Annotated in this window: 10 protein-coding genes; 4 read left to right on the forward strand and 6 right to left on the reverse strand. The window is 44.0% G+C overall.

From position 1 onward, the window contains the following. Positions 1–70: 70 nt before the first annotated feature. The 5 genes from AOT82_RS00460 to AOT82_RS00480 all read right to left on the reverse strand — a co-directional run bounded on the left by AOT82_RS00460 (position 71) and on the right by AOT82_RS00480 (position 6,520). Positions 71–1,258, reverse strand: a complete 1,188-nt coding sequence (locus AOT82_RS00460) for an ABC transporter permease (RefSeq protein WP_071001324.1) — start codon at positions 1,256–1,258, stop codon at positions 71–73. Next, positions 1,258–2,568 (reverse strand): ABC transporter permease, encoded by a 1,311-nt coding sequence (locus tag AOT82_RS00465; RefSeq protein ID WP_071001325.1) that lies wholly within the window; start codon positions 2,566–2,568, stop codon positions 1,258–1,260. Before AOT82_RS00465 ends, AOT82_RS00460 begins: the two co-directional genes overlap by 1 nt. A gap of 3 nt (positions 2,569–2,571) precedes the next feature. Then, positions 2,572–3,771: an HlyD family secretion protein gene (locus tag AOT82_RS00470; protein WP_071001327.1), complete on the reverse strand. Its 1,200-nt coding sequence runs from the start codon at positions 3,769–3,771 to the stop codon at positions 2,572–2,574. 48 nt (positions 3,772–3,819) lie between these two features. Then, the gene (locus AOT82_RS00475; protein ID WP_071001329.1) at positions 3,820–4,686 is read right to left on the reverse strand and encodes a YihY/virulence factor BrkB family protein; all 867 of its coding nucleotides are present in this window, start codon (positions 4,684–4,686) and stop codon (positions 3,820–3,822) included. Between the two features lie 166 nt (positions 4,687–4,852). Next, a complete protein-coding gene (locus tag AOT82_RS00480) occupies positions 4,853–6,520 on the reverse strand; it encodes a TolC family protein (RefSeq protein WP_071001330.1) in 1,668 nt (555 codons plus the stop codon). An 804-nt stretch (positions 6,521–7,324) separates the two neighbouring features. Here AOT82_RS00480 and glpK point away from each other — a divergent pair. The 4 genes from glpK to AOT82_RS00500 all read left to right on the forward strand — a co-directional run bounded on the left by glpK (position 7,325) and on the right by AOT82_RS00500 (position 11,945). After that, the gene (gene glpK, locus AOT82_RS00485) at positions 7,325–8,935 is read left to right on the forward strand and encodes a glycerol kinase GlpK (RefSeq protein ID WP_071001332.1); all 1,611 of its coding nucleotides are present in this window, start codon (positions 7,325–7,327) and stop codon (positions 8,933–8,935) included. 248 nt (positions 8,936–9,183) lie between these two features. Beyond that, on the forward strand, positions 9,184–9,696 hold the full coding sequence (locus tag AOT82_RS00490) for a hypothetical protein (protein ID WP_071001334.1): 513 nt from the start codon (positions 9,184–9,186) through the stop codon (positions 9,694–9,696). Between the two features lie 299 nt (positions 9,697–9,995). Then, entirely contained in the window at positions 9,996–11,015 is a 1,020-nt protein-coding gene (locus AOT82_RS00495; RefSeq protein ID WP_071001335.1) for an endonuclease/exonuclease/phosphatase family protein, read from the forward strand. Positions 11,016–11,252: 237 nt separating this feature from the next. Further along, complete coding sequence (locus tag AOT82_RS00500) at positions 11,253–11,945, forward strand: TetR/AcrR family transcriptional regulator (protein ID WP_071001337.1); 693 nt, start codon at positions 11,253–11,255, stop codon at positions 11,943–11,945. A 73-nt stretch (positions 11,946–12,018) separates the two neighbouring features. Here the strand turns inward: AOT82_RS00500 and AOT82_RS00505 are convergent, their stop codons facing one another. Continuing rightward, a complete protein-coding gene (locus AOT82_RS00505; protein WP_071001339.1) occupies positions 12,019–12,804 on the reverse strand; it encodes a hypothetical protein in 786 nt (261 codons plus the stop codon). Positions 12,805–12,850 lie beyond the last annotated feature (46 nt).

The following is a 12,850-nucleotide window of genomic DNA, read 5'->3' on the forward strand; positions in this document are numbered from 1 at the left end:
ATAAAGAAGCGCCTGCTAATATTAGCAGGCGCTTCTTTATGCTCATAGATTTAATTAACTTAAAGATTTATCAGTAGGCTTTTTTTTGCGGAATACGCTTGCGTAAAAATAGCAATAAAACAAAATAGAGCAACCACAAGCCTGCCAACGCATAAAACCCTATGGCGACTTGAGAGATACTTGCACCCATTTGGTTAAGCTGTACAGAGGTGTTGATCGCAGGGGTAGTTGGTACGATCCAGCGTATTACTTGCAAAACTTGGGGCAACTGGTCGGCTGGCCAAGGGTAGCCGCTTAAGAAGAATATCGGTAGGGAGATAAAGATTAAGATCTGCATACTGCGCTCACGCTGCCGGAACCATAGCCCAAGTACACAGCCGAGCGTTGCGACTGTCGGACAAAACAGTGCTAAAAACAATAGCGTTCCGAGCATATTTTGCCCACGTGGATAATGATGCAGCTCAAACGCCCAACCATAATAAAAACAGCCAATGATAAAGCTTAGCGTGCTCAGCGCTGTGATACGTCCGAGCCAACCGCGTACACTCGCAGCATGACGCCGCTGCTCATACCAAGTGCCAATCAGCATGGCGGTTGCCATCAATAGTGTCTGTTGTAAGATAATGACGGAGACGGCTGGTACGACGTAGGCACCGTAGCCTTCAGTTTGATTATAAAGTGGCATGATTTGTAGTGGTACTGCTTGAGCGCTCTGTGCTGCGGTGGGTGCATAAGCGCCTTTAGCGATATTTTTCTTTACCTTGATCCCCGCTGATACGGTACCAACTGCTTTAGAGAATCCCAGTTGGACGTTCTTATTTAAAATAAAGTAGCCGCCATTGCCGAGGACGCTAACATACGCTTGCTGTCCTGACATGACTTGTTCTTCAAGGCCGCTTGGAATCACCATATAGCCTGCAATTTGATCGGACCATATGGCTTCTTTGGCCGCTTGTTCATTGATAAAGTGCTCAGTATCTAGATATGGACTGGCACTTGCATAACGAGCGAGCGTGCGCGACAAGTTACTATTGTCATGATCAACAATACCCACTGGTACATGGTTGACCACTTCAGTTGAGTAGGGCCAAGGATAGAAAAACCCATAGATAATCGGGGCAATAATCAACATCAAAAGCACGCCTTTATCCCCAAAGACATCTTTTATAGTTTGAGAGAAGCTTGCCCAAAAAGTCTGCGCAGTTAAAGAAGTGGTGGCTTTAGCGTTGTTTTGCTTGGTATTTAAAGGTGATGACATCAGCGTGCTCCCCAGCGTTCAGGATGCGCCAATGCGCGTTTGGTCAATAGGGCTGTCAGTAGCATGGCGATGATAGTGGCAAGCGCCAGACCGTAGACAATAGGCACAGAGATAGCAATAGGCGCTTGCATTTGTAACTGGGCAATATGTAGCTTGAGGTAATGTGTCAGTGGCAATGCATTTGACCAGTATTGCGCGCTATCACTAATCGCAATATAAGGAAAGGTCACACCAGCAAAGGCATAAGAAGGCGCTGAAATAAAACCAGTGGTTGACAAACCCATACGCAGTGAAAAGGAGTTCAAAGTAAAAATAGCACCAAGCCAGAATGACAGTATCATCAAACACAATAGGCCGATATATACTGCGATGATTGACCCAATGCTTATATTTTGGTTCGACGTTACAAGCCACAATACCAAAGCCGACCATAAGCTATAGGCCAATATTGGCCAAAAATACTTACCCAATAGACCGGATAGCAATACTGATATACTCACCGAATTGGGCATTTTTGAGTCTGATGATGGTGCAGTGTTGTTGGTGCTATCTTGTGTGGTGTTTAACGCAGCTGCTTTTTTAGAGGATTTAACCAAAGCTAAGTCAGGTGTACCTGTACTGATAAAGCGATACCAGTGACCAATATTTTTATCGCGCAGCTCGCGACCAATGGTGGTTGCCCCGACGACCATCGCTAATATGTGTAGCAGGGCAGGTATGACGGTCGATGCCAAAAACTGCTGATAATCGGTTGCAGCATTGAACAAACTAATACGCTGGATACTGATAGGCGAGTAAGCAGTCATGGCTTGCGACGGCCCTACGCCTTGCTTTACCAATCGTTTGATCTCTACCCCTGCGGATAAGGTGCTAGCGACTGCTTGGACAGCCGTTTGAATAATGCCAGAGTGCGTACCGTACTGGGCGTTTACTTGTAGGATTAAAGGGGCAGGCTTGTTAGATAAAATGTTACGCGAAAAGTCTTCAGGAATGATGACAACCGCATAAATATCACGTTGCAAGATCGCAGCCTCTGCATCCGCTGGTGAATAATAAAGTTGTCTAACCGTAAGCGTAGGACTGGCTTCTAAGTAACGTACGGTAGTATTGGCAACAGCACTATTGTCTTGATCGATCACTCCAATGGGTAAGTCAGTAATCTGCGTTTGTGAAAATATCCACCAAATCAGCAGCACTGTGGCTAGTGGTATCCATACCACCATACTAAGGTCCCAATGGTTTTTGGCTAAAAAACGGCGCTCATAAGCGGCGCTACGTAAAAAAGCCTCACTTAACTTAGTCAAGTGCATGGCCTACTCTTGGTTCTGATTGATAGGATTAATATGCACAACCACACTCATTCCTGAGCGAATGCGAGTATCAGGCGTGGATGGTCGTGCTTTGACCTCAAAGGTACGCACATCAAAACCATCATCATTGTTGGTCGGTCGCCAAGTGGCAAAATCAGATAAGGTCGATGTCGCATAAACAGTAAACTGCTTGCTATAAGGCTTATCTGCTGATGATAATGCGGGAATAGTACCTGTAAATGTCTGACCGATAGCGAACTGGTTTAAATACGACTCAGTGACATTGAGCACTACCCATTGGTCATTGGTATCCACCAACGTCAGCAAAGGAACGCCTTGACCGATGACTTCTCCAGCACTAACGATGACATTGTCCACAACACCAGCGATAGGGCTCTTTAGATTGGCCTCTTCTTTTGCTGCCAGTGCTTCATCTAGCTGGGCATCAACTTGTGCGACTTGAGCGGTAGCCGCTGATTTGTCTTCACTGCGAGCACCTTCTAATGCCAAATCATATTGCAAACGTGCGGCTTCAGTTTGGTCTTGAGTGGCTAGGTATTGGGCATAAGCCTCATCGCGTTTTTGCCGTGCCATCAATCCTTCTTCATACAGACGATTGACACGCTGATAGGTGTTTTCTGCCAAATCAGACGCGGCTTTATTGGCTTGCCAAGCGGCTTTGGCTTGAGCGATCTCTTGCGGGCGTGCCCCGTTTTCTGCTTTGTCCAATTGACTTTGTGCGATTTGCTTACCAGCACGTGCTTGGTTGATCTTAGCGTTAATCTCAGGCGAATCCATCTCAATGAGTTGTTGACCCACCGTAACCGTATCACCTTCTGTCACCATAATGTTAGCAATGCGGCCTGCTACCTTTGCAGCGATAGAGGTTTGCTGCATTTGCATTTGCCCTTGGAGGGTAATGACTTCTGGTTCATTATGCTGATTGCTTTTATATAAACCGTATGCAATTGCGCCAAGAACACCTAATACAAACAGTACGAGCAATATCTTTTTCATACGAGCAGATTTATCAGCTTTTGCGTTGCCCCGACTATAAGCGGGTACAGATTGCTCTGGAACGTCAGACCCACTAGATACATTTTCTATTGGATCGACGGAGGCTTTTGTATCTTGAGAGGTCACTGACTCGTTTGAATCAACTGATTTATTTGAGTTGTCTGATTCGTTTGGAAATTCAGTCATGACGGTGTGATTCCTAAAGCAGCAAAGTTGAGAACAAAGGATTTATGATTAGTACACTCGAACAGCATAAGGTTTGGCATTGTCTATGGCTTCAGAATTAAAAATCGCACCAAAAGCGACGACAAAGGCTGAATAATATAGCCAAAGCATAATGACCACCGCCGCTGATAGCGCCCCAAATTCAGCACTATAGTTGTTGAAGTTTTGCACATAAATCGAAAACAGTACGGACAATATAATCCAAAGAATGGTCGCGAGCGTTGCTCCTGGAACCAGTTTTTTTAGTGCAACGGCATCGCGATTTGGCGCGAGACGATAAAGACTTAAAAAGCTTAAAAAGATAATACCCGCCAATACAGGCCATCTGGCCCACAGTGCAACCGTTTCAGCCACTTGAGGGAAGGGGAAGTAATTCGCTGCTACAGGGATAATAGCAATAGAAGACACCGCTATTATCAAGACGACTACTGCACCAAAGGTCAGGCTCACTGCTCGAACCGTGCCTTGTATAAAGCTGCGCTCTTGGGTGATATGAAAAGCGAGATTGACAAGGGCAATTAAAGATTTGATGCCTTTGGAACCAGCATAAAGGGCAAGTAAGGTCGATATGATCAGGCTAAATGTCAGCGTGGATTTGGTATTAGAGACCAACTCGCTCAGGCGCGAATTGAGGACTTCGTACACTGTATCAGGTATAAACGGACGCAAAATGGAGATATGCTCCTGCATCTCAACGGGTGAAAATACGAGACCATAAATCAGCACAAATACCGCCATTGCTGGAAAGATGGATAAAAAACCAAAAAATCCGACACTGGCGCAATGTGCCCAAACATTAGTGGTATTCGCAATAGGCCACGTTTGTAGCAAAGTTTGTAGCCAATTATTTATCGATTTGGACGTTGGTTTTTTCATAAAACAGTGATTCACTATAGTAATAGTATGGTTTATTGAGCGTTATTGTTTGATAGCGTCATGCTGATTTGGTATATATCTTCGCTCATTAGCCTTATAACACTTAAAAGTTGAAACGACGACATAGCGCTTATTCGTATACTTTATAAGCTTTCATATACAATCATCATTCAGTGTACAAAGTCGGCAGCTGGATATCAGCGGCATTAAGATAAGCGTTAAAAGCAAGCGGCGTACCGCAGCTTTGCATGAGTGCGGCCAATGACTGTACATAGTCGTTTGCTGCTTGCGCTTGCTCAGTACGTGCTTTGAGCGATTGCGTTTGTGCTTGTACCACATCGACTGTGGTATTCACGCCTTCTTGCAATCCTAAGCGGCGCAATCTTAACACTTCTGCAGCCAAATCAACGTTACTTTGTAGCGCTTGATAGCGTGATTGAGCATTATTAACATCGTGCCAGTTTTTTTCTACCAGCAGTAGCAGGTTGTCGCTGACTTCAATCTCAGAAAGATCTGCCTGACGTATTTGAGCATTGCTTGATGCCAATGACGCGGTTTTATCCAGTCCGCCCCATAGCTTCCAACTGGCAGAGATACCAGCGACCCAGCTTGGGTCTTTTTCGAGCTGACCATAACCATATAGCAAGACTGTCGGCTTGTAGCCAGTATCTGATAATGCATGCAACTGCTGAGCCTGCGCGCGTTTGGCGGCGACCTTTTGTAATCCTGGATGATTATTCAGTGCCAAATCCTGAAAATAGCTAACATCCGGTAGGGGACGGCTAGAGACAAATAATGGCGTCGTCGGCTTAATACGATAATCAGTACGTAGCAATCGCTGTAGCGCAATCATGGCTAAGCGCGCGTCGTTATTGGCATTGACGGATTCGCTTTTGGCATCGGCAAGCGCAGACTGTGCTTCTAGTCTATCGACGCGCGAAATAAAGCCTTCTTCAAACAAGCGTTCTGCCATATGATCCGTTTGCTGCAAGGTATCGTAAGCATCCTCACGTAAGTAAGCGGCAATGATCGCCAATTGGGCCTTAAAATACCGTTCAATTAACGTATTATAAAGCTCGTTTTTATCAAGGATGCTATCGGCGACTGCTTCTTGTGTGCGTGCATCTGAGGCGCCAGTCAATGCGTCCGTACGTCCAGCTGTATAAATAGGCCAGACCACACCAAGACCTGCGCCCGTCGTCGATCCTGAGCGCTTAATATTATAAGAGTCTGGAATTCGCTCACCGACCAACTCCCCAAAGTTTGGTAAATCTGGCAGGTCTGCAATCGGAGGAACCGCGTTATCGACGGTATTATTTACTCCGTTGACGATACCGTTTCTAAGAGACGATAGATCTATATCCTCATCAAGATGGTAAGCACTGGCAGAGACGCGCGCAAATACGAGGGGGTTGTCGATGGTTCTGAGGGCCTCAGTTTGGTATTCGCTGGCAGCGATGGCTGCTTGATTGGCCGCTATTTTGGGCGAGACTTGAACCAAAAGCTTTTGCGCTTGTTCTAGGCTTAAAAAGCTAGAGACTTCTAATGGATAGCTATTATCCACGGCTTTGTGTGTGATTGGATCGATAAGGGTGTTTAATGCACTGTGCTCAGCATGAGTCTCTGCTAATGTATGACTAGGTGCCATTGCTGTCTGAGCTGTCTGATTATTAATCTGACCATCGGCATCCACAATTTTTGTCACAGTCACCGGTGTCATGTCATCTGATGATTCTATATTATCTGAGCCCGTGCTCGCATAAGTCACTATAGGGCCGCTCATGAGTGCAACTGTCATCATAGCAGTCGGTAGCGCTGATAAAGTGAATTTCATAAGTCACATAAGCCATTAATTAGAATGTAAGGTATTATAAAATAACGGACAGCATTAATAGATTTTATCGCTCAGAATATAAAGCGGTCATACTATTATAAACGATTTGCTAGTAAGCGAATAAATGATGCTGAAATAAAGTATTTGTACTGAAATATCAGAATGCTTTTTAATAAAGTGCGTGCTAATACGAAAGCGCTAAAAATGTATCATTCAAAACAAGGCGTACACTGTATAGCCACAATGGTGACGGGTCAATGCTCAGTATTCTGCTACTCTCTATTGTGTCATCCCTAGCGGTATGATAGAGGTTTGAGCTGTTTTTTAAATATTCGTTTATAAGTAACATCATAGCGAATAAGACGTCTTAGAGTTAACCAATTTAAATTAACGTGCTGTTATTTTTATCATTAGGGCGTCTTGAACATTCGACCATGGCACTGACAGCGACTATTTTTTAGGCGATTCGATGTTAAGAATAATAAGTTTAGTCATTTTAAGCGCTTATTTTTAACGATGAAGCGGCAAAAAAGAGTCCTATCCCCTGCTTTTATCGTTGGGGCTGATGCTAAAATTGCCCCATACGGCGTTACAAATCTCGCTAAGGCATCTGCATTATCGTCGCTTTGTGCCTTGTCTGGAACCATTTTAGCGATCAGCAGTGCCTATTTGCGAATGTTCAACACGCCCTAAATAATTTGGCCAGTCATTTATAAAATATACAGTGATTGATTAACAGCAAATAATGAATAGCCACTGGTTTTTATCAAATAGAACCAACAATATCAGTAGAGGATATGCGTAATGGCAGGATATATTTTGGCGTTAGATCAAGGGACAACGTCGAGTCGAGCGATATTATACGATGATCATGCACGGCCTATTAAGATGGCACAACAGCCAACGACGCTGCAAACGCCAAAAGCGGGATTTGTTGAGCAAGACGCACAGCAAATCTGGCAAACTCAGATTAGCTGTGCGCATGATGTTATCAATCAGGCAGGGTTGCTTGCTACTGATGTCACCAGTATCGCGATTACCAATCAACGCGAGTCTATTGTCATGTGGGACAAGCAAACAGGGAAACCGCTCGCACCCGCTATCATTTGGCAAGACAGGCGCACGGCAAACTATTGCAAGACACTCGCTGCTGAAAGCGCTACCAATAGTATGGATGATAGCGTTCATCAGGGTGCTGATAGCGCCAATATGGCCGATGAGGTTCAGCGCATCACAGGTCTGCGCTTAGATCCGTACTTCAGTGCCAGTAAAATTGCTTGGCTGCTCGAAAATAATCCCAAACTCAGCGTACGTGCGAGTAAAGGTGAGATAGCAGTTGGCACCATCGATAGCTGGCTGATTTACAAGCTAACTGGCGGCGAGCATGTCATCGACGTGACCAATGCTTCTCGTACTTTGCTATTTGATATTCATAAATTGGCTTGGTCAGAGACGCTTTGCGATCGGTTTGCCATTCCTATGACTATATTGCCTAAGGTACTGCCATCTGACGGTGATTTTGGCAAAACCAAAAAAGGCCTATTTGCAAAGCAAATACCCATTCAAGCCGTGCTCGGCGATCAGCAGGCCGCGCTTTTTGGGCAAGGCTGTCTCGATGCTGGCATGGCCAAAAATACTTATGGCACAGGGTGCTTTATGCTGATGAACATTGGTCAGCAGCCAAAACTGAGCGAGCACAAGCTGCTAACCACCATCGCATGGCAGCGAAAAATATCGCCAACTCGTCCAGACAATTTATCATTTGATCAAATCTTACAGTCAGGTAAGCGAATGCTACAGCCACCCAAAAAAGAAGTTACCTATGCCTTGGAGGGTAGTGTTTTTATGGCAGGAGCTATCATCCAATGGCTACGTGACAATTTGGGTATGATTCAACAAAGTAGCGATGTTGAAGATTTAGCTCGCCAAGTAGACAGTAGCGAAGGTGTGGTGCTATTACCTGCTTTTACCGGATTGGGTGCGCCTTACTGGCGTTCTGATATCAGTGCTAGCATCACTGGTATGAGCCGCGGTACTACTAAAGCCCATATTGCCCGTGCTGCGTTGGAAGCAGTTGCCTACCAGACTTATGATGTACTCATCGCCATGCAAAAAGACAGCCCTCATCCCTTGACTGAGCTGAGAGTAGATGGCGGCGCGGCAAATAATGATTTGCTGATGCAGTTTCAGGCAGATTTGCTAGATGTTCCGGTGCTACGTCCAAGAGACACAGAGATTACGGCAAAGGGTGCAGCACTACTCGCTGGTTTAAAGACTGGGCTTTACGATGAGTCAACCATGAAAGCATCATGGCAAGTAGATCGTATTTTTGAGCCAAGTATGTCGATTGATGCTCGTGAGCAACACCTTGATAAATGGCAACGTGCCATCGCAAGGTCATTAATGCAGATATAGGGTTGATTTCTATAGTAAATTTATCAATGCTAATCTCTTATGATTACCCAAAGTATGAGCGCACCGTACATAGACGTCATAAAGATACAGGCTGTAACGCAATGTAATCGCAATACGGACACAGTTTACATAATCAGGCTATCTGTCTCTACCTATAAGTTTCTATACTTCAGTTGGATTTAGCAATATCGCTAATCTTTTAGCAAATAAATAATTCAACAAATAATAAATAATTTAGGGACAATACTATGAGTAACCATGACGCTATCGATCGCAGTGAAGTAAAAAACATGTCTAAAGAGACAAAAGAAGATTTGAATGCAGACATTATTACAGGTGAGCCAGGCTCACATCCAGTAGGTACAGGTATTGGCGGTGTAGGCGGTGCAGCAGCAGGTGCAGCCATCGGTACTATGGCAGGCCCATTAGGTACGCTCATTGGTGGTGCAATCGGTGCAGTTGTTGGTGGCGGCGCAGGTCATGCAGCAGCTGAAGCCATTGATCCAACCCATGAGGAAGCTTACTGGCGCGCAGAGTATGCCAATGCTGATTATTACAAAGAAGGTTACGAGTTTGATCGCGACCTACACCCAGCGTATGCGGTAGGCTATGCAAATCGCGCTCGCTATCCAGTAGATGCACGTTTTGAAGATCATGAAGCCGACTTAGAGCGTTCATGGAATGAAGTGAAAGGCGATTCTCGTTTGGCGTGGGATGAAGCGCGTCTAGCATCACGTGACGCATGGCATCGTGTATCGTAGTACGTGTTTTACAAGAAAGTCAGATGTTAAAAAGACTTATGAATATGACTACTGTTTACTCAATGACTTTAATAGATAGCTAACTTAGCAGACGAGCTGTCTCTTAAAAACGCTGACAATAGATTACTATTTCGTTGCTGAAAATAGATTGATTGTACGATTGGTTCTATTAATGACTTTGACCAGCAGTATGTATGTTATTTTAAAACTTCCAAAGTCAACCTTTGGGAGTTTTTTTTGGCATAAAATTTGCTATGAATCCATATGTATGAATATAATATAAGAAAAACAGGGGACTTATGACTAATAATGACGGTAGTAAACAGTTTTATATTGCCACAGCTAATTTATTGAACTTTGCTAACCCTAATCGCATTTATTATGAGAATGCCCCAGCTTATGATAATAAAGCCTATGAGCATAAGCGACGTGGTCTGACAGATCTGCTGGCTAAAGCACACGCTGATATCATTGCCGTACAAGAAGTATGGGATAGTAATGCACTAGAAGCACTAGCTGTCGCACTAGGATTCAAACCAGAGCAGGTGGTTATTCCGCTTGCAAGCAATGACACTGCAAGTCCATATACTCAAGGTAGAGGCGCACAGCATACACCAGCCGTTGGTATTATTAGTCGATTTGAGCAATTAGAGACGACCTTATTAGAAGAGATTGCACCAAAAGCTGTGATTGATATCCCCGATATCGGGCCTCATCAGCATTTTAATCGTCCACCTTTGATATTGCGTGTTGACGCATATGGTCAACCAATAACGATCATCACGGCGCATCTAAAAAGTAAACGTGCGTTTTTCTTACGTGACGAAAATGGTAACCTATTAGAAGACATGGATGATCCAAATATCCGTATTCGTGCCAAGCTTCGTAGTTTGTGCATGCGTGCTGCAGAGGCGGCATCTATTCGTATGTCGATCATGGAACGTTTGCATCACACGCGTGAGCCATTGATACTGCTTGGCGACATGAATGATGTGACTGGTAGCGTAACAACCCAGCTGATGACGGAGACTGGCGAGGTTAATTATGATAAAAGTATGCGTGATGTCGCACTTTTTGACGCCGCTCGTATTCAAGCTCGCTATGGTTGGATGAAAGATGTGGCTTACACCCATATTCATCAAGGTATGCCAGAAGTGATCGATCAATTATTTGTTTCAGAAGAGTTCTTACCTGATAGCAAGTTTTCGCTCGGTCAGGTTGAAAGAGTTGATTATTTCAATGACCATCTTAAGTGGGATTATTCAGATAGGGTGACTGATCATGGTATTATAAGAGCGAAAATTAAACTGAATGATTAACTTCATAAAATTAGATAGTTAACTCTAGTAGAGTGTTAATCGATACATTAACTTTTAACCCATTCATGTCCCTTGCTTGATAGTGTACAAGCGTTTATGATGCCTCCTCATTGAGGTTAGTAGCGATAACGTTGGCTCTACATTTGAGCCACTCGTTGATTCTCCAGTGATTTAGGACGAATGCTACTCAATGAAGATTGAATTTATGAAATAGGACGTAACATTAAGAGATTTACAATGAGTGATAACAAAGACGAAAAAATTGAAGATGTGTTAGTAGATTCGGAGTTGGCAAAAAAACTTGTACCAAACAAGTTTAAATTTACCAGCCAACAGGGCCGCGCACGTCGTCAAAAACTTTTGGCTGGTGCCAAAAAGTTGAGTGAAACACAAGCTATTAATGATATTACTCTAGCAGCTGTGTGTGAAGAAGCAGGAATACCAAGAGCTTCTGCTTATCATTTCTTCCCTAACATTGAAGCAATATTTTTAGCATTGCGCTTTTTGAATGCGATTGAAATATTAGAGATGGTAGAAACCGTTGATATCGGCAACTACGATAGATGGCAAGGATATCTAACCGCGCTGATTGATCAATGCGTGACGATCTTCCATAACGATGAGACCAAAGCCAAACTCATTTATGACACCAATACGCCTGATTTTGAAGGTGATGAATTTGGCGAAGATATGGACCATCAAATTGTTGACTTGGTCTATAAGCGTTTATCAGAGCGTTATGAGATGCCAAATTTTGAGGATATCCAAAACACGCTATTGATTGCTTATAGTATTGTTAATGCGATATTTACCTTGTCTTATCGTCGTCATCAGACCATTACGGATGACTATATTCAAGAAGCAAATACCGCATTTATCGCGTACTTACGCTGCTATCTACCAGAAAAACTACCACGTAAAAACCGCTAATTTTATCTATAGTAGACACAAAAAAGCCGACAACTCTGTCGGCTTTTTTACCTCTGTTATTTAGTAAGGCGCTTTAATTATTAGGCGTTAGATCTTGTCCGCGGCAGATATCATCACTGGCATCTAAAGGCGCATACTGCTTATAGTAGCTGACGATAGATTGCTCTAAAGCCACATTGGTCTGCGCATCATGGGCATTAATATAGGCTTCGCGTGCTTGCTCAAGCCAGCGGTCCGCCATACGAAAATGTATGCCTGACTCACGCCACCCTCGCTTACATTGATTGGTCGCCGCCCAAATTAATGCCACTTCACTAAATGCCATCTCACGTGGCGCTGACTCTATACCGCCACTGTCTTTTAGCGCACTCAGCGTCGCCCACAGATCAGGTCGCATTAGAGCAGAGGTAGTAGGGATATCTTGCTGTAGTTTGATGCTTTGCGCTGTATCGTTCTTTAGCGATTGTAAGATAGACTCTGCCGTTTCTGCCGCAACTATGCCCGCAGCTGAGCGGTTATTCATACTGTCTTGATGGATCGCATAAGTAAGCCATGCTTGTGCTTTGTAAGCGAGGTACTGCTGATGAGCGGTTTTGTCTTTTTGCTGATAGGGCTGTAGTTGCTCTACCATACAGTTGAGTACACGTTGCTGCGTGCTTTGATATTTATAAGAAGGGGCTTGAGCCTGAATATCATCACGACAGTCTACAGCACTATTCGCATCAACGATTTGAGCCGTGTTGTTAGCGATGCTATCTTGTGCTGAAGCAAGGGATACGACACTCAAAAGTAACAGTGCCGAAAGTGCAGTATGTACTGGTTGTTTATAAGCAGTGGTTTTAATGGCAGCTTTAAACATGATGCAAACCTTATCTGAAGGTAATAAGTGTGGGTATTTACCATTA

The organism is Psychrobacter sp. AntiMn-1 (genome assembly GCF_001854065.1).
GTDB classification, from domain to species: Bacteria; Pseudomonadota; Gammaproteobacteria; order Pseudomonadales; family Moraxellaceae; genus Psychrobacter; species Psychrobacter pacificensis.